Genomic DNA, 24,555 nt, shown 5'->3' on the forward strand with positions numbered 1-24,555 from the left:
CTGGTCATCTTCGCCGTCGAAATGGCCGCCGCACTCGCTGCGGCCGCCACCGGGGTCGGTGCCCCCGCCGGAGCCGCCGCCGGCGCCGCCGCCCGCGTCGCCACCCAAGCCGCGATCCGGTTGACGATGAAACAACTACTCCAGCGGATCCTGTCCCGAGTCGTGAAAGAAGCCGCGCTCGGTGCGTTGGAAGAAGGCGGCCTCGACCTCGGCATCCGACTACTCCAGGCCGCCAAAGGCGACCGCGAACTGTCCCGCGATGATTTCACCTCGGTCTGGCAGTCCGCCGCCGGCGGCGCCATCGGAGGCGCTCTCTCCGGTGGACTCGGCCGCGACGGGGGACTCACCAACGGCGTCGGCGACAACGCCGGCGAAGGCCTCAGCAACGCGTTGGGTAACCGGGCCAAACAATTCGCCACCGACTACACCACCGAAGTCGCCTCCGATGTCGGTTCCCAAGCCGCGATGGCCGCGATCACCGGTGAAGAGTTCGAACTCACCGCCGACACCTTCACCAGCGCCGCCGCCGGAGCCGCCCAAAACCAGTTCGACCGCGGCGGCAACGACAACGACGGCGACAACGCAGACGGCGACGACGGCCCAGACAACAACGACGACGGGCCAGACAACAACGACAACAACGACGACGGGCCCGACAACAACGACGACGAGAGCGGCAACAACGACCGCGGCGGCAACGACGACAGCAGCGGCGGCGACCGCAACGAAGACGACAACAGCAGCGGCGGCGGCAACGACGACCAGCCGAACAACAACCCCCAAAGCAACAACCCCGACCGCGGCAACAACCAGAACCCCGACAACAACGCGGACAACGACGGCAACCGCCCTGAGAACAACCCCACCGACCGCAGCGGAAACAACCCACCCAACACCACCAACAACGACCAACCCGGCCAAACCACCCCCGCCAACGCCAACAGCAACAACGACTCCGGCAACGGCAACGAGCCACCCGCCCGCACCCAACCCACACCCACCAGCGACCCCAACACCAGCGCAAACAACAACCCCACCCAACCCGCCTCCGCAGGCGACCCCACCAACACCAGCGCCGGCAACCCCACCCAACCGGCCTCTACCAGCGACCCGAACAACACCCCGACCTCCGCCGAAAACAACAGCAACGAACCTCCCACCCACACCGCCCCCGCTGACCACGACAGCGGCAACAACCACAACGACGACAGCCAGAACAGCAACAATCCCCCCACCGACGAACCACCACAGCCCACACCCACCACCGACACAGCCGGTAACACCAACGGAGACAACAACTCCGGCGGCAACAACCCACCCGCCGACCGCCCCCAACCCACCGCGCCGACCTCCGACGAGCCCACCACCACCGGCTCCGACAACGATAACGCCGCCGACTCCCCTGTACGGCCGGACCCGCAGCCCAGCTCCTTGGACCTGCCCACCCAAGACCCCACTTCACCCTCGACTCCCACCACGCCACCGCAACAAGCGCCGACCGAGCCTGGCAACGCCACTCAACCGAACCCCGGCTCATCCAACGGTGCGCAGCCCACCTCACCCACAACTCCGCCCGCGCCTTCGGCCCCCACATCGCCGACCTCCCCGGCCGAGTCGGCCCACTCGAGGCCGAGCCCCACGACCACACCGGACAGCCCTTCCGCGACCCAACCCGGCCAATCGACTCCGACCCCGGCAAACCAGCAACCACGCCCCGGCGACCTCCCCGCGCAGGATGCCCCCGTCGGCTCCTTGGATCTCCCAGACCAGGATTCCCCGAACACCTCTCCTGACCAGGCTCGGAGCCCGCTGGACCTCCCGCCCCAAGAACCAGCGCCGACCCAGGAACCAAGCCCGCTCGACCTCCCGCCCCAAGAACCAGCGCCCACCCGGGAACCGAGCCCCCTCGACCTCCCCGACCAGGAACCGACACCCACCCAACAACCGAGCCCGCTCGACCTCCCCAACCAGAACCCCGCACCGAATCGGACCTCCGATCCGCTCGATCTACCCGCCCAAGACGCCCCACCCACTCAAACGCCGCACCCGCTGGATCTGCCACCCCAGGACGCCCCTGTCGAGCAGCAACCAAGTCCCCTCGACCCGCCGAATCAGGACGCGCCGTCCGAGCACCCCTCGAGCCCACTCGACCTACCGGCCCCGAACTCCCCCACCGACACCGAGTCACAATCCACGACCGGCGCACCCCTCCCCAACGCCGCCCCGGCGAACACCACCGCCGCCGCCGCAACAGCCACCGCACCCCCACTCGACGCAGGCACCCAGCCGAGTTCGCCCGCCTCCCCGGCCACCGCCGCGCCGACCTCCACCACACCCCCGCAACCCCAGAACCCCACGCCCACAACACAACCCGGCCTCGCCCCACAGACCACTCCCACATCCGGCCGCACCCCAACGCGCACGAACAACACCGAACGCCCCACCACCCCCGACGCAATCACCGGCAGGCCGACCACCGGCACCACCCAGGTCACCGACGCCGCCCATCCGCCACAGTCACACCCGAACCCCACGACAAACCGCCCAGCCGCCACCCCCCGAACCGACTCCTCACCTCCCCCCAACCGCCCCGGCTACGACCCAACCATCCACAAATACGTAGCCCACTTCAACGACGGCCGCCCCATCCCCCGCGACCCCTTCTACACCGGCCAATACAACCCCCACACCGGCCGCTACCAACCCACCGAAGCCGAATACCAGGCCGAACGAGCCCACCTCGCCGCCAACCCACCCACCGCCACCACACCTTCGCAGCAGCCGAGCACCTCCACCGCGGACCCAACGCGCCCCGACACGGGCGCAACCAACGGCACGGAGCCCACCTCACCCGCACACAACGGCGCAAACGACTCCGTCCCCTCCGCCAACGACGACGCCCCCACCACAGACACCCCGACGAACTCAACTCCCGCCGCCGCACCCCTCCACGACTTCACCAACCCCGAAGCCCACCGCGCCCGCACCCAACTCCCCAGCTGGTGGCCCAACCCTGCCCGCGATCAAGCGAACAACCCCACCGACACCAGCCCCCGATCACCGGGCCCTTTCACCACAAACCGCCCGAACCCGACCTTCCCGGACGCCCGAGCCCCCGGGTCGGCATCGCCGCCCCGTCCAACTCGGAACGAATCTCCTTCGACGCCACCCCAGGATCGACTCAACCCGATCACACCCGCGCGCCCTACTGAAAGCGATCACACCAGCACGCGAACAACGGACCCTCGAAGCGCCACTCCCAGCCACTCTCGCGGCGATCTCGGCTCCCACTACCAAGGACGACCAACCCATCCAGGTCATGGGGCACCCGAATCGACTACTCCTGCAACCCATTCCAACGTCAATCAAGCACCCACGCGTAGCTCCCAACCGAACCCGAACGCCACCCCTCACTCCACAAACCCCCAGCGCGCCCACACCCCCGACCAGCCCCGCGACACCCCCAGGCCGGACCCAGGCCGCACCCGAAACCCCGACGCCAACTCTCCGGGCACACAACCGCATTCGCCCCGCCACCCCGCCACCCCCGCGCCCCAAACCCCTGCGGAGCAAGCTCGCGCGGTCCGCCAGTTTTACCGCAACCAACCACCGGTCGACGGCCGAGTCACGAGCGTCCCCTCGAACCACACCGGCCGCCCCGCATACGAAATCCGCCGCCACCGCCTCCCCTCCGGCGAACACGTCTCGGTCCTGACCGTCCGAGTCCACCTCACCCCGGGCTCGAACATCAGCTCCGCAGACATGCAACGCCTGATGGCCAACACCGAATACGCAATCGACCACTCCTTCAACACCGCACCCCAACTCCTCGGCGGTGATCGGCTTTTGGTCGATGTCGAATTCACCAGCAATCCCGCCGATGCACACCTACAGGCCGGTTCCAGCCGCGGGATCGGCGACTTCAACAACTGGTCATTGCACGACAATCCCACCCACCTTGCAGACAATATTCGAATTCAACTCGGTCTCGCCCCAACGGGCGACAGCTCCATCGGCCTTACGACGGGTGAACTACGCCAGCTCAGCAATGAGATCGCGATAGCCCGCGCTGGGTTCAATTTCGAGAACCCCTCAGACACTCGTATAGAGGGCCCGCAGCGATTGAGCCGGGTTGAGAATTCTTCGTACCAACACGACGTCGAAGACGCCCTACGTAACGGCAGCGACTTCACCGTAGGCGCCGACCCCCGCACCCACCCCTACGGCCGATTGATCAACGATGGCGGACCAACCGTCCAAGGCCGCGGGAACAACTGCCTGGACTGCTCGCTTTCTGCTCTATCGTCGTTCTACGGAAACCCCCAGGTCTCCGCCCCGCGCTACCCTGACGAACTCCCGGATGGCACCATCGACGACGACGGCGAACACGATGGCGACCGACGCGCCCGCACTTGGCTCAACAGTGACTGGCAACGCTTCGACAGCAGCATGTCTATTGCTGAGCAAGCAGCAGCGATACACGACCATATCGCTCGTCTCGGACCGGGTTCGTCAGCGCTTATCGGAAATGACTGGCACGCTCTCGACGCTGACGACAACCCGATGTTCGACGAGGACGGTCGGCCTATAGCTGAAGGCGGGCACGTCACGGTCATCGTCTATCCCTACGGCGCCAGCGGCCCGGTCTGGTGGGACCCACAGACAGGGGCGACCTTCGATGTTCCACCCGCCGCGCTAATAGACGAATCGTGCTTGCTGGAATTCATCCCAATCGGCCCCGGAGGACCAAACGATGCCGGAATCGCTCCAAACACCGGAACAAGTTCAGCAATACCTGGCTCGGGCACTCGAGACGACTCGAACATTCTCGGTTCGCCCGACCGAGTACGGATGGGTGTGCCGTCGAATCCTGACGCCGGAGGAACAAGCAGCGGGCAGGGGGCGCGGCCAGGGGAACTACGTCGTCAACAGGGCGACCGGAGTGATCACAGTTCACACCAGCCTGCATCCGCGGACGATCGGGCAGCAATACGACGAAGCGATTCGGACGGGACAACCAGTCCAAGGACGCCAGGTGTACCCACCGACATGGCGAGTGCACGTCGACCGGATTCAGGAGACTCCCGACGAGATCCAGTACCGAGTCCAGACCGAGTCGCTGACCCAACCACCCATGGAACTACCGGCACAACACCATCTCACGATCAACAAACGCAACCTCCAACACCACACGAACACCCCGGCAATCCATCCCACATGCACCCGAGCGATGGCATGGGCGGAAGCCCGCAGCCGCAAGAACGGGACCTGGCCCCAGACCGGGACCTTCGAGTTCTAGACGATAGTCATCGCCCGGAGACTGCCCCGCAGAACGCCCAGTCACTCGCGGCTCCGAGCGACCAGAACACCGCTGGGGCATCCCGATCTTCTGATCAAACAACCAGCCAGGACCGTAATTCGACGACTGGCCCTAGCGGCACTCCGCCAGCAGCCCCCGCGGGGCGACCCGGATCCTCCGCATCGGACAGCACGCCAACAGACCCCTCCCAACCATCGACCGCAGCTGATCACATGGATCTGGTGCCGCGCCGGCCGCTCGACGAGGTTCGCCCCTTCGAACAGCCCGGAGGACTGCGGCCTGTCGAACCCGAGTTTCAGCAGGCTGTCGAGAATGCGGTACCGCGGGGGCCCGACGGGGAACCGCTGGTACACCCTCCCGTCAGCCACCCATGGGTGGATGAGGTCAACGACGGCGGGCCATGGGCCGACTCGGGCCGCGGCATCAACTGTGTCGATGCGACCAGGGCAGGATTGTCAACATTTTATGGTGAACCGCACGCCGCTGCCGCGCGGATGCTGGAGACCGACGAGTTCGGTCGGCCGGATTGGGCCGGGGAGATCGATGGCATTTCCAACATGGAAGAGTGGGCGGGCGCGCGGTATTCGCACGCCGGAAGTGGCGACGACGGACTCGATGAGGCTATCCAGCAGGTAGCGGACGCCGGGCCGGGGTCGACCGCAGCGGTCCTCGTCGAATGGGCACCCTCGGATCCGCCTCAGATTGATCCGTACACCGGTCAGCCCAGCGATCCCGGATCGCATCAGCTCGCATTGATCAACGACAATGGCAGACTGCTGTGGGTCGATTTCCAGTCGAGGACGATAACCGACTACTTTCCGTTCACAGCTCCTGTCGGTGACGTGTGGGCGATAACGATGGATCCCGACCGGAATCCTGTTGTCGATCCTGAGCACAACTACTCGGATGCGCCCGACGACCCTCCCGAAGGGCCGCCGAAGCAACCCGGGGACAGCCCAGCCGACGACCATCCCGACGCAGCCGATCCAGCAGCGGACAGCAGGCCCACACAACCGTTGCTCAGCCCAGAAGAGTATCTGAGCCAGGCTCACGTAGTGGAGGCCCTGGATCGCGCTGACGGGCAAGGCACAACGATCGTAGTGGACGGCGTCGAGACGCCGATAGGCCAAGCGGTTCGACACCTTCTCCCGCAGCACCCCGAATTGGCTGTGTTGCTACAGGAAACCGGTTACCTCGAAAACTCACTCCTTGCACGCCCCAAGACACTCGCGTCTCTGATGAATCACCCCGAGTCGATCCCGGTTTTGGTAGATGCCGCGCATGAAGTGCGCGACCGCGGGCCCGACGAGATTCTGACCGAACACGAATCCGCGTCCGGACCTGAGCCGACACCACTCACATCGACACAGCGCGCCATATCGGAATTGTTGCGCACGGCAACCGAGGACTACTTGGAAACCGACCGTCGGCAACCGGATTTCGACGTGAATAGGCAAGGAGATCCCGACTACAGGCGCCAGTATCTCGATCGTCAATACCAACATTGGCAGTCCACACAGGATTCCCTGAACAACGTTGTCCGCGAGGTGTCTCGGGAAACAGATGGGCAGCCCGGATGGCGTAACGAGCCGAAAGACAGGAGCCGCGCCGAGGACAAAATTGCCGGGTACGGAGGAAACGTGTCCAGATTGACGGACCTCGTAGGCGCGAAGATCGTGTTCAACAGCGTGGCAGATATTTATCGCGCGGCTGATCTACTGGCAAGCGATGAGAGGATCGAGATCGTGGATTTCGACGACCGGTTCAGTGAACCCGTCGGCTCGGGATATCGCGATCTCCAGATGAAGGTGAGAATGCCTGACGGACACATCGCCGAACTCCGACTGCATCTCAGCCACATAGACGAAGTCGCAGACTACGAACATGCCCTGTACGAAGGAAGGCGTGATCTCAAGTCACTTGCCGAATCCGAAGGCCGGCAACTGACACCGAACGAATCCGCGCTGAATGCCGCGCTCGAACGCCGCTCGATCGAGATGTTTCAGACGGCACTGGAAAGGGGATTGCAATGATCGCGGGCCACCTGCGCTACTACCGCTACTTCGATCGACCGATCGTACTGGAAAGAACTCCAGACGGACGGGATATCGGCGCCATACTGAATATCAGGACAGGAAGATTCGAATCCGCACCTTTCGATATAGTGGAGGAAATCCTCGGCGCCCGATCCGAAAGCAATATCAGAACTTTCAGGTCCCAGCGAGAGTTCATCAGGGCAACCGAGGAGGCCCGGATGGAACACCTCCGCGGAACCGGTCCGGTTTTCGCGCTGTACGACACGATCACGGCAATCTTTGAACAGCGTCGGACGGAGCAGCGGCATCTGAGCCCCGACGAACGAGCACTCATCACCTCACTTTTCCAGCGGACTTACAAGATGTGGGAAGACGAGTTCGCGAGGCAGGATGCCGGTCAGGCACCGTCGTTCAGCTACACCAGCGCACTCCCGCCAACGAAGGAGTAATTCGTGCCCGGCCATGTCGAGTACTTCATCCGACGGAGTATCGCAGAACACACCGAAATCGTTCGGCGCCTATCTACTGACCGTATCGAATCGTTCGGCTCCACCGGGACCTGGGAACCAGTCGAGCCACCAACCGACGTCGAAGAATCAGCGTTGACGCCGATCAGCGCCGAAACGGCTGCGCTCGAGTTATACAGACTCCGCGAAAGTGGAGAGGTCCCGAAGGTAGAAGGCGTGGTGATCCCACTCCTTCCACGCAACACGGAACCAGCTCCTCGGCCTGGATCCGGCCCGGTCGACATCTACCAGGCTCAAGCCATAGCCGACGAATGGATGGGCCGCGGCAACAACCCTCACAACCCGATCCGCGGCGGGGTGTACGAGTTCGACCTAGGTTTCGTCGTCTATCCGCTGGCCCCTATCGTCCGGGACGACTCGGCCAGCGGGTCGAAGCCTCGCCCCAGATCCAGCCGAGTCGGATCAGGTGTCGGAGTGATCGACAGGCACACCGGCGAACTCTCACTATGGCCGAATCTCCCACATGGAAAAGTGGCGGAGATGTACCGCAATTCCCGCTCGCAGGAATGAGTTCTCTTCGACTGCCGCACGCCTGGCCACCCGAGCGCCGAGCGACCCCGACGCGGTTCAAGTTCCGAACCCAAGATCCCGGCCGAGCGAACTCGAAGGTCGCCGCCCTGCGCCCACTAGGCGGTCGCATGCCGACTACCGACATCCTCACCGGACCGTGTCCGAGACACCACCCCAGGGATGGTCGGTAACTCGGTGACTGTGGATTTCATCCCCATACCCGCCGACCAAGGAGTAATGAATGCCGACACCGTATAAAACCAAGGATCAGGTGGAACAGTATCTGGCACAGATCCTCGGTCCCAGCCAGAAATACCGCATCGGTCCGATTCAATTCGGGTGGTTGTGCAGTCCGGAGCCGGCCCCGGGAACGACATTCAGTCAGACCGTCGGGATGACCAGCCTGGTGGTCAACGCCGAGACCGGGGTGGTGACCCAGTATCCGAGCTGGCCGGGACCGATGATCGCCGAAGACTACGCCGAAGCGATGCGGACAGGTCGGCCGCCAGCAGGCGGTCAGATCTACCCACCACGAACACAGATCAGGAAAGATTTCACCGCTCGCCGACTGCGGGGGTGAAAGTGCAATACTAATCGCCGAAGACGAATCCGTCGTGCAGGAATGGTCCGGCGGTATTCGATTCCTTGGTGGAGACTTTCCCGAGGAACTTGATCTGGCGATCCGACGATATAAGTGGCCAGAATCAATAGTCGAGTTTCGCAACAGCGAGTGAAGCTTCGCGTTCGAAGATTCCGGCAGATGGTAGAGAATCGATCCGATTCGATTGGAAGGCCCTAGACCGATGTACATGCTGCCCGATTTCGACGAGGTCGTGGACCGGCTCGATGACGCAGATGACGAAGCCCCTTTCGAGCAGGTCTCCGTTCGCGAGCGCCTGGACCGACTCGATCAGGATCTACGCACTCCGCTGGCCGCCTACCTCGACGAATCCAGCGCCCTGTGGGTCACTGCATCCATCGACGACCCACTGAATCCGACCAAGAAGAGAGTGGTGTCGATCGGCTACTCGACCGATGGGACGTGGGCCTGGCCCTCGTACTGGGGATACTTTGTGCGCGAGTACGGAGTCGAGGTCCCCGCTGCGTTCATTGCTCATGCGCAGGGCCAGAACTTCGCCCCGGCTGTTCTCGATCCGGAGGCGTTGAGAGCCGCCGAACGAGAGTTCGACAAGCTATTCGATTGAGGCCGACCGAAAGGCCTTCAGAAAGGTCAGGACGTGGATTACAACGAGCTGGATATGATCCTGCGCGGCCTCGGCGTGCCGGAGTCGATCTTCTCGATCGGCAGATTCGCCGACGATCATTATTGCCTCGTCCCCATGGAAGACGGCACCTATGAGGTCTTCTGGTACGAGCGCGGGGGCCGCCACGACCGGTGCGTGTACAACAGGCAGGACGCGGCGTGTTGGGGCATGCTCGGAATGATCGGCGGCGGGTTGGACGGTACGCAGCCGCTCGCACCCGGCAGGGGAACCGCCGGTGCGCTCGGTGGAGTACCGATCACCCATCCCGCAGTGCAATCGCTGCTGCATGATGATTCCGGCGGTGTCTTCGGCGAACTCACCGAGAGCGACTGGATACAACAATTCGTGGTGGCCGAGGACCGTGGGCTGCCGATGGGCGAACGTCGGCTGGTCTGGCCGGACCCGAATCAGCATCCGGATGGTTTCGCCGACCCTGCGGGCCGGGCACCGATCCGTCTCGAACCCGGACGAATCGTCGACTCGTTCGGATCGACCTACACCCGCCTGTTGTACGACATCGGCACACCGTTCGTCGAACGCTCACTCCCCCTCGACTACGCGCACTCCGGCTACCGGCGATGGCGGGTCATCAAAGAGACGCCGGTGTGGTCGGGCGCGGTGGCGCCCTGGTTCGAACAGCCAGGCGGCGGCACCCAATACTTCACGCTCCTGCCCGCCGTCGACCTGGTGGGCTCGGGATTCATCGAGGAGATGGCACTGTGACCACCGGAGGCGAACTCTTCCCGCAGGACCCGACCAGCCAATTGGCGCAGTTCTCCAAGGTCAGCACACCGGATTCGCTTGTCTCCGAGGGCAGAACACGAGAACAGGCGTGGTGTGTCATCGAGGCCGAGGACGGCTGGTGGGAAGTCTTCTACTACGAACGCGGTTCCCGGACCCAGAACCTCGGTCGCGCGAACTCGAGATTCGCCGCCCTGCGACTGTTGGGCGGTCGCATGCTGACCACCGATATCCTCAATCGGAGCTAGCAGTTCCAGAACGAACCCGAGTCCACTTTCCCCGCGACGAAAGAGCCGACGATGCAGGCACAACCGGTCCCGACCAGGGAACAAGTGGAGCAGTACCTCGCCACGATCTACCCGAGCCGGGAACTGACGATTCTGGAGACCGAGTTCGGGTGGGTGGCTCGCCCGGTCCTGACCGCGGAAGAGATCGCGAACGGGCAGGGCCTCGGTTTGGGGAATTACGTGGTGAACAAGCAGACCGGCGTGGTGACGGCGCATCGGAGCCTGCCGCCGAAACTGATCGGTGAGGAATACGACGAAGCGATCAGAACGGGCGGGCAGGTTCAGGGCTACCAGGTCTATCCGCCGATGTGGCGAGCCCATATCGAACGGACTCGGGAAACCCCGGAGGAGATCGAATACCAGGTCCGAGCCCAGTCCCTGACCGAACCACCCGCAGAGTCTCCGACCGAACACCACCTGGTGATCGACAAACACACCCTGGCGACCAGAACCGACACCCGCGCGATCCACGTAACGGTCCAGCACGCGACAGCATGGGCGGAAGCCCGCAACCGCAAGAACGGAACCTGGCCCCAGACGGGAACATTCGAGTTCTAGAGAGGACGCGTCGCCGATTTCATTCAGAGTCTGCGTGAAGGGCGACGCGGTACCGGACGTTTGGGTGGTGATGGGCGTGTGTCACCGTCAGGGCTGGCGAGGCGGCGTTCCAGTGCGGTGAATGCTGTGATCACGTCGGGGGATTCGAATGCCCTGTTGCGGCGACCGATCGTGAGCTGTCGCAGGATTCCGGCGGCGGTCAGACGCTCGATGGCCGCGTTGGTGGCGGGGTAGCTGCGTTCGATCAGCGTCGCGGCTGTGGCGACGGTGAGGATCGGGGCGCCGATGAGTTTGCCAACCAATAGGTCGAGTGCGGAGTTCGCGCGCACGGGCGCTAGTCGAGTACGCCAGGAATGTTGCAGATCGGCAGCTCGATGTTCGAAATCTGTAGCGTCGCCGGCCGCGCGAGTACATGCGGCCGCGAAGCGCGCGACCCAGATGTTCAGGTCCTCGATTGCCTGCTCCGAGTCGGGCGGGCCGAGATGACGGAAGCGATTCAGCCCGTCGATGTAGCTGTCGCTCCATGTCGCGAGGATCAGCGACACCGGTACGACGATACGTTCGGCGACGCCGCGGCGACGCAGAACGAGGTGGAACAACGCGCGGCCGGTTCGGCCGTTGCCGTCGATGAATGGGTGGATCGTCTCGAATTGGGCGTGCGCGATCGCCGCCTGGGCGACAGCGGGCAGATCGTCGCTGTTGCAGAAGTCGAGCAGGTCCCGCATCAGCTCGGGCACATCTTCCGGGGGTGGCGGAACGAACTCGGCCGAGCAGGGATTGTAGGAGCTGCCGCCGATCCAGTTCTGCACCTCCCGCAGATTTCCGCCATGTGCTGCCAGCTTGGTGCCCGCGAGCAGTCTGCGATGCACCTCCAGGAGGGCGGTCTCGGTGATCGCATCACCGGGTCCGACCACGGTGGTAGCCAAGGCCATCGCGTCGATATTCGCCAGCACCTCGGCAGCAGTCACACCCGAGGATTCCCCCTCCAAGTCACGAGCCACTTCCGCGCGCAGCAGCCGCCGGGCGCCGATCTCCAGTCCTTCGATTCGTGAGGAAGCGATGGCCTCGGCGCGCAGCAGCAATCGAGACAGCGCCTCCGTCTCGACGAGTGCCGTCGCGACCCGCACGCACGAGACGATCACGGACCCGCCGCGTCAGCGCCGAACGCTGACCAGCCCGTCATATCGGCGACAGAACGAGGCGGCTCGATCGGTACGGTCGTGCTGGACCGCGCTCCGGATGGGGCGAAGTTCGGCCAGTAGCCGTGGGGATTGGACGGGGCCGTCGAGTAGATCGAGGGCCGAGTGGGCGGCGGTGAGGGCTTCGGTGGTGTCGCCGAGGCCAGCGAGAGAGGCGGCGTAGTAGGTGCGGTAGGAGGCTTCGTCTCGGGGGAGGTTGGTGGGGCGGTCGATGCTTTCGCGGAACAGGGTGGCGGCGCGGTGGTGTTGGCCGAGCATTTTGTGGCCCTTGGCTTCTTGGACGCGTAGCTCGGGTTCGGTGACGAAGGCCAGCCAGACCGGGTCGTCGGCGTCGTCGAGTCCGCGATCGACCTCACGCCAGACCAAGTTCGTCGCACGCTCGAACTCCCGGCGGTCGCCGACGGCAGCGTATGCACTCGCCGATCTCGCGGTTCGTAGCGCGTTGAGACGGGCAGAGGGAACTTGTCTGGCCAGCTCACTCGTCCGCTGGGTCAGACGGACCGGTTCGCGGCTGTTCGTGGGGCGGTCGGTCAGGATGATGCTCAACCCGCCCAGGGCGCCCGCCATCATGTCGTCGTCGCCGCTTTGTTCGGCCAGCACGATGGCGTCGGTGTAGCAGCGGCGGGCGATAACCGGCTGGTTCGCGTCGTACGAGAGCCACCCGACGCAGCTGGACAGGCGGCCGGTCGCGCCGATCAACGCACTACCTGTTCGCGGCCCGTACTCACCGAAGTCGAGCAATTTCCGCGCCAGCCGGTACTGCTCCAGCGCGTACCGCGCGATCGCTCCCCCACCGAATCGGTTGTCGTGGTCCCACAATCGACGGGTCACGTCTTCGATATAGGCGATATGCGGAGCGCCGATCTGCACCGGTTCCGCAGAACTTCCGGCCGCTCCGGCGAGGGCGACCGTCGTGGCCAGGCCGAATTGTCTGCGGTTCACGTCCTCGGCTCCTTCATCCCCGCTTCCGATGGTCCTCGGATCGGCGGATCCGAGCAAGAGCGGAGTCAGGGCCGAGCGAGGGATGCCCAATGCGTCGGCGGCGCGACACAGTTCGCGCAGATCGAAGATCGTGCCGACTTCGCCGCGCTCGACACGGCCTGCATGTGCGCGATCCCAGTGCAACAGCCGTCCGAAGTCGGCTTGCGACAAGCCCATGCGCTTGCGGACCAGCGCCAGCGCTCGGCCGGGCTCACCGGCGGCGAGCAGTCTGCGAAACGCTGGTATTTCCCATGCAGCCGTGAGCTTTTCATCGTCCATCAACTGCCCCCTGCGAATTGTGGTCAGCGAACTCTAGACCCGAAACCGCACGTCAGGTGTGTCAACGGCAGATTCTGCACATCTGGTCTGCGCACTTTCTGCCGTCGACTCACCCATGGCCGCCACGCGAGGCTGATTCCGCACCCGGCGCCGGGCCGATGCCGACACCCGATTTCGGCACACCGACCCGCACAGCCGCCGGCCGGTGGCGAAAGCCCCCGGCGCTGAGTGCCCGACTCGAAAGGCGACCATGACCCCGACACCACCTACGGCACTTCCACGACGTGGACACGAGGCTGGCGACAGACCCTCGAGCCCTTCCTCATGTCCACCTCGTACGAATCCGATGGACGAGACGAGCCGGCGAGAGGTCGCGTTGTTGCGGGCTGTTCGCGACGGGCTGCTGCGTATGGACGCGGTGGGTGGTCGGGGATGAACGCCGCGGATTCTTGGCATGTGTTGACCGCCATCGTGTCCGCGCTTGCGGGGTGCGGGGTCGCGGTGCTGATCGTCGGGTGCGTGTGGCCGGTCGATCGGCCGACGCCACCTGCGCCGGCGCATCGCCGGGAGCTTGCACACCGGTCGGCGGAGCGGGCCTTCGATACGACCGCGTGGACGTGCGGTCTGCCATTGGCGCCGTTATCGCTCGACGATGCACATCGCGCCATGCAGCACCACCGCGCGCATGACTGCGCCCGCAAACGGGCCGCGTTCGCCACGCTGATCGCGGCCGGGCGCATCACACCGGACTCGAGGCGGCAGCGATATCGGGTGGCGCGATGATCGCGGCGGCTCAGCACTCAGCGCGGCAGGTAGACGCCGTCGCGTACCGCCGTCACGGTCCGGGAGATCATGTCCTGCAATGTGGTGGTGATTCGGTCGCTGGTGGTGGGTTTGGTGACGATGGTGTTGTCGCCGACGGTGACGTAGCGGCCGTCGTCGTCGAAATCGGTGATCTGGAAGTCCTTGCGGCCCTCGGTGTGCCGGTTGTCGGGGCTGCCGAGTGCGTAGACGCCGATATGTGCGATACACGTGGTCGGGCGGGCGAAGAAGCGTTCGAGTTCTTGACGCGGGGTGGTTCGCCAGGAGTCGCGGACGGGCGGAGGGGGTTTGTCCAGGTCCTCGGCGGCGACCCGCAATTGCTCCGCACGGCCGGGACCGCAATCGGGCAAGACAGCGACGATTTCCCGTGCCACACCGGTATCGGGCAGAAAAGCCAGTGTGACATCGCCACCGTGGTCGTTGTCCGGGCCCGGTTCCTGCACCGCGATCGCGCCGTGCTCATGGTGTACACCGGCGTGCGCGCGCAGTTTCCGGTCCCGACCGGTGCCGGTGAAGCCCGCCAATTCCACTCTGGCCTCGGGGACGATGAGAACGTGCACCGCACGTAACAGGTCATCGTCGAGTTGCGGTTGCAGCGTTTTCGCGGCGGCCTGACGCAAACGCAGTGATTCCGAACGGAATTCGGTGGTGAATTGATGCTGCAACGGATAGGGCAGGACGTCACGGCCGGTGGCGTCCCACAGCGTCCGGAATTCGAGCGCGGTGAACCGCCACCGCCGCACAGTATTCACGCGGATATCCTCTGGTTACTCGCCGATGACCGGTGGCACCGTTTTTGCCATGGAATCGAGCCCGGTGAGTTCGTTGCCGTTCTCCTGATTGATCAGGTAGTCCGGCACGCCCTTCGACGATTCTTCCTCGGAGGAATTACCGCCGCGCGCGCCCGGCGACATCATGCCCGGCATACCGGACCGCCCGAGGCCACCCGCACCGGAACCCGCGCGGGCCGCGGCGGCATTCGCCGCGGTACCGCCGGCGCCCGGACCGCCGGCCAGCGATCGACCGGCCCCCGGTGCGGAGCTACCCGAACCGCCCGAACCCGAACCGCCACCTGCGGATCCACCACCCCGGCCGGGGAAACCGGTCGTCGACGCACCACCGGGCAGTCCGGAGGTAGACGTCGAAGCGGGGGTGGTCGATGCGGGCGTCGTGGACTGTGGGGTTGTGGTGCCGGTTTCGGTGCTCGCGGCGGTGGTCGACGGGTCCGGTGACTCGGTGGTCGTTTCCTCGCCCGATTCCGTCGGCTGCTCCGGCTCTACCGACGCGCCGCCGCCGGAAGTGCCGCCACCGCCGCCGTTTCCGTTTCCATTACCGTTTCCATTGCCATTCCCGTTCCCATTACCGTTGCCGTTCCCATTACCGTTGCCATCGTCCGACAGTGGGTTGTGTGGGCGCGGAATGTAGGGAACGCCGGTGTCGGACTCCTTGATCACCGGGGCGTAGACAGTGCGAAGCACCCGCAAAGCCTCGGCCTTGGCGTTGTAGTTGGCGACGTCGTCATTGCGCCAGCCGCGACCGGCGATGAAGGCGCGGGCATTGTCGGTGCCGCTGCGGTGTTCGGGCGCATGTGGCACGAGAGCGAGCGTCGGCTCGAGACCGGTCTGAAGTTCGGCGAGCTTGCTGGCAGTCAACTTCGCCGCATTGGTCAGCTGCGCGGATTTGGTGGTGTATTCGCGCACACCACCCAATGCGGCGTCACGGGAGGCGCCTTTCCAGATGCTCTCATCGGTGGCGCGCTGCATGGCGGTGTTGAAGGTGTCGATGGTCGTTTTCGCGCGATCGCCGATCGTGTTCCACGTCGAGACGAGGTTGGATACCGACTCGATGCTGATCTGGTCGACCTTCGCGCGCAGAGTGGCGATATCGTGGCGTTCGAATTCGTCGGGGCCGGCCACCACCATCGGTGGGCGAACCTCGCCGTCAAAACCGAGTTCACCCGCCTTGGTGCGCACCCCATCCCGTTGCAGGTTGTACTTGTCCTGCACGGCGGCGGCATCCACCTCGGGCTCCAGATCCTCGCCGGAGATGAAGTTGGTGATCGCGATACCGACATCCGACGCCATATCGCTGAAATCCCAGCCGAGGATGCCCAGTTTCGACGAGGGGATGTACACCATCACTTGACCCCGGTGGACGAGATGGTGGCCGTGTTCTCGATTTCCTGGCCGGTGATGCGTTTGAAGGAGAGGGCGAAGACTTCGCGCATGTCCTTGACGACCTCGATGTGTTCGCGGATGACAGCATCGATCGAACGGTCCTCGCCGGTTGCTTGAGCGAGGAACTTCTTGACCAGGTCGTCGGCCATCTTGAAGTTGCCGAAGCCGGAGACGTTCTGGACAGTCGCGGTCGACTGAAGGATGCCACGCAGGTCCTCGAGGTGCTGATCGCAGGCCTTCGCGCAGCTCAACGCAGCCTGCTCATCGTCAAGGTACAACTCTCCGGCGCGCGCCTTGCCCGCGAGTTGGTCCCATAGCGCTACGTCCTGACTCATTTCATTGCCCCCGCTCAGTTGGGAAGGATAGGAACTATCGATTTCCCGACGTCTTGAATGGTTACGCACGGATCGGCTGGATCGTCCAGCAATACATTGCTCATGACCCGCAGCTGGACAACTCCCTGCTCGGCGGGGAAGACGACGTCGCAGAGCAGGTCTTTCGATGCCCCGGCAACTCTGAATTGCCGGCCCTGACGTCCGCCGACTGTCACGTCCTCGAACTCGACATTCCCGGGCTTCTGCTCGAAATCCTGGACGGTCAAACCCGTCGAGAACACAGTCACTGAGTGTTGCCGCCCCTGCCACGTGCAGATCTCCCAACCGGCTTGATCCACTCCCGCCGCCCCCTTCTCGACGGCCGCTGGATCGACGCCGGCCGTGGTCAGCGCCTCGTCGGGAATCGCGGTGCAAGGATCGAACAGTGCAACCGGTGCGGCGCTCGCGCTCCCCTCCGCCGTCGGCGACCCCTCAGTACTCCCCCCACAAGCCACAATCCCAGGCACAACAACACCCGCAACCAGCATCATCTTGATAAGGCGCCCCATCCCCACCCTTTCGACCTGTGACGGCTCAGGACGCCCGACCTTAACAGACGACCAGTTGGCGGCCCGTGCCGATCCATGCGGGCCGGACGGGACGGAGACCGAACCAGAACGTCTCTACCTGCGGTGATATCCATCCGAGCCGTCCGCCGGGTCCGAATCGGTGTGATGCCGATCCCGTGCTGGGTCGTACAGATGGGAACTTGCACAGGAAATCCCCGATTCCAGCGCTCGCCCGACGAGAATCACCGCGGCCTGGCGTAGCCCCGCTGCCTCGACCTGATCGGCGATATCGGCCAGGGTTCCGCGCAGTACCAGTTCCTCGGGTTGGCTGGCTCGGTAGACGACGGCGGTGGGGCAATCGGGGCCGTGGGATTCGGCGAGTTCGGTGGCCAGGGGGCGGATTCGGGTGATGGCCAGGTGGAGGACCAGAGTTGCTCCGGTGCGGGCGAATTCGGTCAGTGACTCCGATTCCGGCATGGCGGTGGAGCGGGCCTGGGTTCGGGTGAGGACTACCGATTGCACGACTTCGGGGACGGTGAGTTCGGCGCCGAGGATCGCTGCTGCCGCGGCGTAGGCGGGGACGCCGGGGGTGACGTCCCAGGGGACGCCGTGGGCGTCGAGGCGGCGGGTCTGTTCGGTGAGGGCGGAGTAGATGGACGGGTCGCCGGAGCACAGGCGGGCGACGTCGCGGCCGGATTCGTGGGCGCGTACCAGATGGTCGGTGATCTGGTCGATGTCGAGGTGCTGGGTGTCGACGAGTTCGGTGTCGGGGGCGCAGTGGGCAAGTATCTCGGGGTCGAGGTAGGTGCCTGCGTACAGGCAGATCGGTGAGCTGCGGAGCAGGTTGACCGCGCGCACGGTCAGGAGGTCCGCCGCGCCGGGGCCCGCGCCGATGAAGTGCACCGTCATCGCATGCCGCCCGTCACGTCGGTGCGCGATGTTGCCGATGCGTACCGTGTCGCGGACGTATCACCACGGCCCGCGCGGCTGTCGCGACGGGGCGCGGGCACGCTGGTCGGTGACTCGGGCATGCGCTGTCCTCTACTCTTCGGGGCACCGGCGTCGCGTCGGCGCCGACGAGTCTATTCACCCCGTCATATCGAATGCCGCGATGACCTTGTCCGGCCGCACCCGCACTACCACCTCGCCGGGGACACCGTTGCGCTTACCGAATTCCTCCGCACGGTCGGCGCCCATATAACGGGCACCGATCGCGGTGGCGGTGCGCACCAACTCGTCCAGATCCTCCGACAGGGTCACCGTGCCCTGGACTTGCACGAACGCGTACGGCCGCTCCTCGAGATCGACGCACAACGCGATCCGCCCATCACGGGCGAACGCCTTACCCTTCGCGGAACTCTTGCCGGTGTTGAACACCAGTTCCTCGCCTTCGACCACGAACCAGACCGGAACCACCACCGGCCGCCCATCACTCGCCGTGAACGCCACCTTCGCGGTCCGCGTGCCGTATGTGAGAAAGTCCCGCACCGCGGGATCGGTCAATGCCGCCATCGCCCCACCCTAAAGGCGACCTCCACCCACACCCGCGCACGACATGACCCAGCCGACCGCCGATCCCCCGTCGCCGACCACACCAGCACCAGCCCGCGCCACGCACCGCCCGCCAGTGACGCGCGTCGAGTGGCACCCGAGCGCGGCAAACGTCGAGTAGCCCCCCGCTCAGGTGCCACTCGGCGACGGCCGTCGGAGCGCACGTGCTAGCGGACTGGCTTTTATTTTTTTCTGACGTATGGTCGAGGTGGTTGGAACTTCGAAAGCAGGAGCGACAATGTCTGATTAATCTCGTGGTAAGGCGCCGAAGAAACCCGCGACCACCATCAAGGAGCGGCGGGCGGCGAAGCGGGAGCGGGCAACCGGTGCATCGGCGATCAGCCGGAAGCGTAAGGGCTGAGCGATCTTTCGCCTCGACACACGTTCACACCCTCGGCTGCTGTCGCCGGTGATTCGGGGGGAAAGTTTCCGATTCGATATGCACCGAATCAATTTTCCATGGTGCCGGATCAGCACCTGACCGAAACCGGGATCAAGCGGTGTCAATTTTCTCGAGATCGACACGTAGAAAATAGCCACGCATATATTTTCACCTTTCAGGAGTAGCCATGACTTCATCCGGAACCGCCGACCGAACGGCCGAGCCCGGATCAGGCTTCAGCACCACCGAGATCAAGGCCCGGATCAAGGAGATGTTCGACGCCAGGACCCAGCCCATCCGAGTAGACGGGAACGGCAGTCGTGATCGCGACGAAGGCGAACCGTAAGGGCGAACGCGATACCAACCCCCGACGCCACCGGCCCTCGATGGACCGGACTCCCGGTCCATCACCGGTGATCATCGGCCGACCGACTCGGCTGCTGGATACCGTGATCACCGCCTTCCACCGCACCGGCATACCGGCGAGTTATGGTGGAGCACCGGATATCTCACGGCCACTGCCCGCATACGCGCAGGTTCACGATCGTAGCGTCCGACGACGAGACCCACTCCCGGCGGAGCAGGGCCCGATCGGCTCGGCCCACCAGACCGCAGGTGAAACCACCGCATCGATCATCGTCATCGCTGACAGGCCACTGATCGCCGACCTGTTCGGCGAACACACCGGCAGTGGAGCGGGAATCCGACTGTTCCACCGCGCCCGAAGAGTGCGGTCGGTCGAACGCCAGATCTGCGATATGGCCACCAGCACAGCGCTGGCGATCGCAGCGCGCCGACTCCTCATCGTGTGCGACGCCGGACGAACGTCCCCGGCCGAACGGACGCGCGCGATCCGCTGGGTTCGAGGCTTGGCGCACCGGATCGGCTATGAATGCGCGATGAACGGGCTGCCCGCTCTCGCCACGTCGTACACGATGGTGGTGTCCGAGACCGAGGTGGAACACTCCGCACGCATCGTCGTCGATTGGTGCCGGTGCGGGCAGGGCCGCTGATGTCTTCGGGGCATCGTCGGCCTGGTACGGCCCTACGCCTTGCCGAGCAGAACCGGTTGCTGTTCGCGGATCAACTGGACGAGCGCGTCGACCACCGCGGCCACCTCGGGGCGGCGCAAGGTTTCCGGCCGGGCGACCAGCCAGTAGGACAGCGGGATCGTGACGGCATCGGGCAGCACTCGGATCAGGTCGTCGTGGCGGTCGGCCATGAAGCACGGGAGTAGGCCGAGACCGGCTGCGGCGCGGGTGGCTTCGACGTGGACGAAGACATTCGTCGAGGTCACCGACTCGCGCATGGCGGGCGCGAAGCTCGAAGCCAGATCCAGATCGTCCACCTGGAGCATGGAATCGATGAAGTACACCAGTGGGTGAGCGGCGAGATCGGCGATGGTGCCCGGCGTCCCGTATTCGTCGAGGTAATCGCGGGACCCGTAGAGGCCGAGACAGTAGTCACCGAGCCGAATCGCCTTGGCGCGCTGCACCTGCGGTTCGCCGACGACGACCTCGATATCCAGACCGGACCGCTGCTGTGAGGCCCGCCGGGTGGTGGCGACGATCTCGACGGCGACCCGTGGATGCTCGCGCCGGACCCGCGCGGCGGCGGGTGCGGCGAGATAGGCACTGAACCCGTCGGTCGCCGACAAGCGCACCACACCCTCGAGCGTCCGGCGGTCCGGTGGGACTGCGATGAACTTGACCGCCGCCTCGATGGATTCCGCCGCAGCCAACGCCGCACTGCCGAGTTCGGTGAGTTCCCAACCACCCGCCGAGCGGGTGAGTACCCGACCGCCGAGGGCATGCTCCAACGCGGCGATGCGGCGGGCGATGGTGGTGTGGTTGATGCCGAGTTCGTTCGCGGCGGTGACGTAGCGGCCCGAACGCCCGACGGCCAGCAGCACCAGCAGATCGTCGGCGCTGGGACGACGAGCCGGACCGGACGCGGACGCATTCACGTCTGCATTTTTGCAGACATACCCTGCGCATCTGGCCATTGCCGCCGATAACCCTGTGCACTGATACTCATCGTCATGACCTGTGGCGGCCATCACATCCGATCGATGGGTTGGTCGCGCTGATGAGGGAGTTTCAACGATGAGCGTGCACGACGCGGCGAAGCAGACCGCCCCAGCAGCACCGACCGGCCTACGCAGAGTGGTCGCCGCGTCGATGGCGGGGACGGTGGTGGAGTGGTATGAGTTCTTCCTGTACGGCACCGCCGCGACGCTGGTGTTCAGCAAGGTGTTCTTCGCCGAGGGCACCAGCGATCTGGACGCGATCCTCGCGGCGTTCGTCACCTATGCGGTGGGCTTCGCGGCCCGGCCGCTCGGCGGCGTCGTCTTCGGCCACTTCGGTGACAAATACGGACGGAAGAAGCTGCTCCAGTTCAGCCTGCTGCTGGTCGGTGCCGCGACCTTCCTGATGGGCTGTCTGCCGACCTTCGGGCAGGTCGGCTATTGGGCGCCGACCTTGCTGGTCATCCTGCGCTTCATCCAGGGTTTCGCCGTGGGCGGCGAATGGGGTGGTGCGGTGCTGCTGGTGGCCGAACACAGCCCCAACCGCAGCCGCGGATTCTGGGCGAGCTGGCCGCAGGCGGGTGTGCCCGCGGGCAATCTGCTGGCCACGGTCGTCTTGCTGGCGCTGACCTCGACCCTCTCGGACGCGGCATTCCTCAGCTGGGGGTGGCGGGTCGCGTTCTGGCTGTCGGCGGTGGTGGTGCTCGTCGGCTACTACGTGCGCACCAAGGTCACCGACGCGCCGATCTTCGTCGCCGCGCAGCAGGAGGCCGAGCAGGCCCGCGCCACCTCGTTCAGCGTGGTCGAGGTGCTGAAGCGTTATCCGCGTGGCGTTTTCACCGCGATGGGTCTGCGCTTCGGCGAGAACATCATGTACTATCTGGTCGTCACGTTCACGATCACCTATCTCAAGGTGCAGGTCGATGTGGATACCGACACCATCCTGTGGTGGTTGCTGATCGCACACGCCATCCACTTCTTCGCGATCCCGATGGTCGGCAGGCTCAGTGACCGGTTCGGCCGGCGGCCGGTATATCTGATCGGCGCGATCACCGCAGGCACCTGGGGCTTCTTCGCCTTCCCGATGATGGACAGCGGCCATAACGCGATCATCCTGTCCGCGATCATCATCGGCCTGCTGTTCCACGCACTCATGTACGCCGCGCAGCCCGCGATCATGGCGGAAATGTTCCCCACCCGGATGCGGTACTCGGGCGTCTCGCTGGGCTATCAGGTGACCTCGATCGTCGCGGGCTCGCTCGCCCCGATCATCGCCGTGCGGCTACTGGACACCTTCGACTCCTCGGTGCCGATCGCCTGGTATCTGGCCGGTGCCTGCGCCGTGACCGCCGTCGCGGTGATCGTCGCCAGGGAGACCAGCGGCCTCGACCTCGCCGATATCGACTCGGCGGATGCGGCGAATCTGGCGGATGAGGCCGAGCGGGCCGCGACGATCGCGCCTACGCCCGTACCGGTGATCGCGAAATGAGCGCATTCGAAGGAGGCTGCGAAATCGTGTGGGGCCGCCGGTCGACCGGCCCGGTCAGTAGCACCTGTCAGTGGGTTCGCGGGAACACGCCCACCACGGCCCAGCACGTGCGAACTCGGGCGGCGGTTCGATGAGCACGCTCGAGGGGCGCCGCGCGCTGGTGACCGGCGGGGCGAGCGGAATCGGTGCGGCCTGCGCTCATGCCCTCGCCGCGCGCGGTGCCCACGTCACGGTCGCCGATATCGACGAGGTCGGTGCGAAGACGCTGGCCGAGGAGATCGGCGGCACCGCATGGGCGGTGGATCTGCTCGATGTCGCCGAACTCGAGGACTTGACCCTCGACATGGACATCCTGGTGAACAACGCAGGCGTCCAGCGCATCGACCCGATCACCGATTTCGCGCCGGAACGGTTCCGCACCCTGATGACGCTGATGGCCGAGGCGCCGTTCCTGCTGATCCGGGCCGCACTCCCGCATATGTACGAGCAGGGGTTCGGCCGAATCGTCAACATCTCCTCGGTGCACGGTCTGCGGGCCTCGGAGTACAAGGTCGCCTACGTCGCCGCCAAACACGCCTTGGAGGGCATTTCCAAGGTGACTGCGTTGGAGGGCGGCAGGCACGGCGTGACGAGCAACTGCGTCAACCCCGGATATGTGCGCACCCCCCTGGTCGACAAGCAGATCGCCGATCAGGCCAGAACTCATGGCATCGCCGAAAGCGAAGTCCTGGAACGGATTCTGCTCACCGAGAGCGCGATCAAACGGCTGGTGGAGCCGGAGGAAGTCGGTGCGCTCACCGCATGGCTGGCGGGGCCAGACGCTGGGATGGTCACGGGCGCCTCCTACACGATGGACGGAGGTTGGAGCGCCCGGTGATCGGTCGAATCCGGCGGTGAGGCGCCGAACAGCGACCGCGTCAGCTCAACGCCGCGATCGCCATCTCCCGCAGAATCGCCCGAGCACGTGCCGCGGTCGCCGGGGTCGCACTGTGTGGGGTGGAGTTCAGCAGGCCGAAGGTGGCGTGGGCCTTCACGCGGGCTGCGTCTTCGGGCAGGTCGGGGTGCAGTTCGCGCTGTACGCCCACCCAGATCTCGACGTAGCGGCGCTGGAAGCGGCGCACTTCGCGGCGGGCGGGTTCGGGGACGTTGTCGAGGTCGCGGTCCTGGATGCGGATGAGTTCGGGCTCACCGAGCGCGAAGTCCAGGTGGAAGTCGACCAGACGGCCCAGCGCCGTGAGCGGCGACTCCGCATCGGCCACCACGGCCTCGCCGCCCTCGAACAGGCGGCGGCTGACCCCGACCAGCAGTTCGACCAGCAGCGCCTCCTTGTTCGGGAAGTGCCGGTACACGGCGGGGCCGCTGATACCGACGGCCGCGCCGAGATCGTCGAGGCGCATGCCGAGGAAGCCGCGGTCGGCGATGAGCCGGGCGCCCGCATCGAGCAACTGCCGCCTGCGCTCGGCTTTCTGCTGTTCACGGCGCGTGAGCGTGCCGGTTTCCGTGCCGGTCATCGGCGCTCCTC

At 65.2% G+C, this 24,555-nt stretch carries 22 protein-coding genes; 11 read left to right on the forward strand and 11 right to left on the reverse strand.

Translation table 11 applies throughout. The annotated features are described in order from the left end of the window. Window positions 1-21: 21 nt before the first annotated feature. From QH168_RS16405 to QH168_RS16440, 8 genes are all read left to right on the forward strand, one after another. Window positions 22-7,353: a toxin glutamine deamidase domain-containing protein gene (locus tag QH168_RS16405; protein WP_280235524.1), complete on the forward strand. Its 7,332-nt coding sequence runs from the start codon at window positions 22-24 to the stop codon at window positions 7,351-7,353. Further along, on the forward strand, window positions 7,350-7,805 hold the full coding sequence (locus QH168_RS16410) for a hypothetical protein (RefSeq protein WP_280235525.1): 456 nt from the start codon (window positions 7,350-7,352) through the stop codon (window positions 7,803-7,805). Before QH168_RS16405 ends, QH168_RS16410 begins: the two co-directional genes overlap by 4 nt. A gap of 3 nt (window positions 7,806-7,808) precedes the next feature. Continuing rightward, window positions 7,809-8,393 (forward strand): hypothetical protein, encoded by a 585-nt coding sequence (locus QH168_RS16415; protein ID WP_280235526.1) that lies wholly within the window; start codon window positions 7,809-7,811, stop codon window positions 8,391-8,393. Between the two features lie 241 nt (window positions 8,394-8,634). After that, the gene (locus QH168_RS16420) at window positions 8,635-8,973 is read left to right on the forward strand and encodes a hypothetical protein (protein ID WP_280235527.1); all 339 of its coding nucleotides are present in this window, start codon (window positions 8,635-8,637) and stop codon (window positions 8,971-8,973) included. Window positions 8,974-9,202: 229 nt separating this feature from the next. Beyond that, on the forward strand, window positions 9,203-9,598 hold the full coding sequence (locus QH168_RS16425) for a hypothetical protein (protein WP_280235528.1): 396 nt from the start codon (window positions 9,203-9,205) through the stop codon (window positions 9,596-9,598). A 33-nt stretch (window positions 9,599-9,631) separates the two neighbouring features. After that, window positions 9,632-10,381 (forward strand): TNT domain-containing protein, encoded by a 750-nt coding sequence (locus tag QH168_RS16430; RefSeq protein ID WP_280235529.1) that lies wholly within the window; start codon window positions 9,632-9,634, stop codon window positions 10,379-10,381. Further along, complete coding sequence (locus QH168_RS16435) at window positions 10,378-10,647, forward strand: hypothetical protein (protein WP_280235530.1); 270 nt, start codon at window positions 10,378-10,380, stop codon at window positions 10,645-10,647. The genes QH168_RS16430 and QH168_RS16435 overlap by 4 nt, the downstream gene beginning before the upstream one ends. A gap of 51 nt (window positions 10,648-10,698) precedes the next feature. Then, window positions 10,699-11,244, forward strand: a complete 546-nt coding sequence (locus QH168_RS16440; RefSeq protein WP_280235531.1) for a hypothetical protein — start codon at window positions 10,699-10,701, stop codon at window positions 11,242-11,244. A 23-nt stretch (window positions 11,245-11,267) separates the two neighbouring features. On the opposite strand, the gene QH168_RS16445 is transcribed toward QH168_RS16440, so the two are convergent. From QH168_RS16445 to QH168_RS16485, 9 genes are all read right to left on the reverse strand, one after another. Then, entirely contained in the window at window positions 11,268-12,371 is a 1,104-nt protein-coding gene (locus QH168_RS16445) for a Fic family protein (RefSeq protein ID WP_280235532.1), read from the reverse strand. 27 nt (window positions 12,372-12,398) lie between these two features. After that, window positions 12,399-13,703 carry a helix-turn-helix domain-containing protein gene (locus QH168_RS16450; RefSeq protein ID WP_280235533.1) on the reverse strand — a complete coding sequence of 435 codons (1,305 nt, stop codon included), beginning with the start codon at window positions 13,701-13,703 and terminating at the stop codon, window positions 12,399-12,401. An 800-nt stretch (window positions 13,704-14,503) separates the two neighbouring features. Then, a complete protein-coding gene (locus QH168_RS16455; RefSeq protein WP_280235534.1) occupies window positions 14,504-15,277 on the reverse strand; it encodes an ESX secretion-associated protein EspG in 774 nt (257 codons plus the stop codon). A 15-nt stretch (window positions 15,278-15,292) separates the two neighbouring features. After that, on the reverse strand, window positions 15,293-16,663 hold the full coding sequence (locus QH168_RS16460; RefSeq protein WP_280235535.1) for a hypothetical protein: 1,371 nt from the start codon (window positions 16,661-16,663) through the stop codon (window positions 15,293-15,295). Next, the gene (locus QH168_RS16465) at window positions 16,663-17,037 is read right to left on the reverse strand and encodes a hypothetical protein (protein ID WP_280235536.1); all 375 of its coding nucleotides are present in this window, start codon (window positions 17,035-17,037) and stop codon (window positions 16,663-16,665) included. Before QH168_RS16465 ends, QH168_RS16460 begins: the two co-directional genes overlap by 1 nt. A 14-nt stretch (window positions 17,038-17,051) precedes the next feature. Further along, window positions 17,052-17,567, reverse strand: a complete 516-nt coding sequence (locus tag QH168_RS16470; protein WP_280235537.1) for a DUF3558 domain-containing protein — start codon at window positions 17,565-17,567, stop codon at window positions 17,052-17,054. 132 nt (window positions 17,568-17,699) lie between these two features. Further along, window positions 17,700-18,494, reverse strand: coding sequence for a precorrin-4 C(11)-methyltransferase (gene cobM, locus QH168_RS16475; RefSeq protein ID WP_280235538.1), 795 nt, complete (start codon window positions 18,492-18,494; stop codon window positions 17,700-17,702). A gap of 177 nt (window positions 18,495-18,671) precedes the next feature. Beyond that, window positions 18,672-19,097, reverse strand: a complete 426-nt coding sequence (locus QH168_RS16480) for a PPOX class F420-dependent oxidoreductase (RefSeq protein WP_280235539.1) — start codon at window positions 19,095-19,097, stop codon at window positions 18,672-18,674. A 285-nt stretch (window positions 19,098-19,382) separates the two neighbouring features. Beyond that, window positions 19,383-19,676 (reverse strand): hypothetical protein, encoded by a 294-nt coding sequence (locus QH168_RS16485; protein WP_280235540.1) that lies wholly within the window; start codon window positions 19,674-19,676, stop codon window positions 19,383-19,385. 29 nt (window positions 19,677-19,705) lie between these two features. Here QH168_RS16485 and QH168_RS16490 point away from each other — a divergent pair, with 29 nt between their 5' ends. After that, the gene (locus QH168_RS16490; protein ID WP_280235541.1) at window positions 19,706-19,864 is read left to right on the forward strand and encodes a hypothetical protein; all 159 of its coding nucleotides are present in this window, start codon (window positions 19,706-19,708) and stop codon (window positions 19,862-19,864) included. A 699-nt stretch (window positions 19,865-20,563) separates the two neighbouring features. Here the strand turns inward: QH168_RS16490 and QH168_RS16495 are convergent. Beyond that, window positions 20,564-21,523, reverse strand: coding sequence for a LysR family transcriptional regulator (locus QH168_RS16495; RefSeq protein ID WP_280235542.1), 960 nt, complete (start codon window positions 21,521-21,523; stop codon window positions 20,564-20,566). A 100-nt stretch (window positions 21,524-21,623) separates the two neighbouring features. Here QH168_RS16495 and QH168_RS16500 point away from each other — a divergent pair, with 100 nt between their 5' ends. Together QH168_RS16500 and QH168_RS16505 are read left to right on the forward strand one after the other, a co-directional pair. Next, window positions 21,624-23,033, forward strand: a complete 1,410-nt coding sequence (locus QH168_RS16500) for an MFS transporter (protein ID WP_280235543.1) — start codon at window positions 21,624-21,626, stop codon at window positions 23,031-23,033. A gap of 130 nt (window positions 23,034-23,163) precedes the next feature. Continuing rightward, a complete protein-coding gene (locus QH168_RS16505) occupies window positions 23,164-23,910 on the forward strand; it encodes a 3-hydroxybutyrate dehydrogenase (protein ID WP_280235544.1) in 747 nt (248 codons plus the stop codon). Between the two features lie 40 nt (window positions 23,911-23,950). On the opposite strand, the gene QH168_RS16510 is transcribed toward QH168_RS16505, so the two are convergent. Beyond that, window positions 23,951-24,544, reverse strand: a complete 594-nt coding sequence (locus QH168_RS16510) for an SACE_7040 family transcriptional regulator (RefSeq protein WP_280235545.1) — start codon at window positions 24,542-24,544, stop codon at window positions 23,951-23,953. Window positions 24,545-24,555 lie beyond the last annotated feature (11 nt).

Source organism: Nocardia cyriacigeorgica (assembly GCF_029868385.1).
In the GTDB taxonomy this organism is placed as follows: Bacteria; Actinomycetota; Actinomycetes; order Mycobacteriales; family Mycobacteriaceae; genus Nocardia; species Nocardia cyriacigeorgica_F.

Excerpts from the sequence above, each read along its gene's own strand:
- QH168_RS16405 (WP_280235524.1), top strand. The coding sequence starts at position 22 with ATGGCCGCCGCACTCGCTGCGGCCGCCACCGGGGTCGGTGCCCCCGCC.
- QH168_RS16410 (WP_280235525.1), top strand. The coding sequence starts at position 7,350 with ATGATCGCGGGCCACCTGCGCTACTACCGCTACTTCGATCGACCGATC.
- QH168_RS16420 (WP_280235527.1), top strand. The coding sequence starts at position 8,635 with ATGCCGACACCGTATAAAACCAAGGATCAGGTGGAACAGTATCTGGCA.
- QH168_RS16425 (WP_280235528.1), top strand. The coding sequence starts at position 9,203 with ATGCTGCCCGATTTCGACGAGGTCGTGGACCGGCTCGATGACGCAGAT.
- QH168_RS16440 (WP_280235531.1), top strand. The coding sequence starts at position 10,699 with ATGCAGGCACAACCGGTCCCGACCAGGGAACAAGTGGAGCAGTACCTC.
- QH168_RS16450 (WP_280235533.1), bottom strand. The coding sequence starts at position 13,703 with ATGGACGATGAAAAGCTCACGGCTGCATGGGAAATACCAGCGTTTCGC.
- QH168_RS16460 (WP_280235535.1), bottom strand. The coding sequence starts at position 16,663 with ATGGTGTACATCCCCTCGTCGAAACTGGGCATCCTCGGCTGGGATTTC.
- QH168_RS16465 (WP_280235536.1), bottom strand. The coding sequence starts at position 17,037 with ATGAGTCAGGACGTAGCGCTATGGGACCAACTCGCGGGCAAGGCGCGC.
- QH168_RS16470 (WP_280235537.1), bottom strand. The coding sequence starts at position 17,567 with ATGATGCTGGTTGCGGGTGTTGTTGTGCCTGGGATTGTGGCTTGTGGG.
- cobM (WP_280235538.1), bottom strand. The coding sequence starts at position 18,494 with ATGACGGTGCACTTCATCGGCGCGGGCCCCGGCGCGGCGGACCTCCTG.
- QH168_RS16480 (WP_280235539.1), bottom strand. The coding sequence starts at position 19,097 with ATGGCGGCATTGACCGATCCCGCGGTGCGGGACTTTCTCACATACGGC.
- QH168_RS16490 (WP_280235541.1), top strand. The coding sequence starts at position 19,706 with ATGACTTCATCCGGAACCGCCGACCGAACGGCCGAGCCCGGATCAGGC.
- QH168_RS16495 (WP_280235542.1), bottom strand. The coding sequence starts at position 21,523 with ATGGCCAGATGCGCAGGGTATGTCTGCAAAAATGCAGACGTGAATGCG.
- QH168_RS16500 (WP_280235543.1), top strand. The coding sequence starts at position 21,624 with ATGAGCGTGCACGACGCGGCGAAGCAGACCGCCCCAGCAGCACCGACC.
- QH168_RS16505 (WP_280235544.1), top strand. The coding sequence starts at position 23,164 with ATGAGCACGCTCGAGGGGCGCCGCGCGCTGGTGACCGGCGGGGCGAGC.
- QH168_RS16510 (WP_280235545.1), bottom strand. The coding sequence starts at position 24,544 with ATGACCGGCACGGAAACCGGCACGCTCACGCGCCGTGAACAGCAGAAA.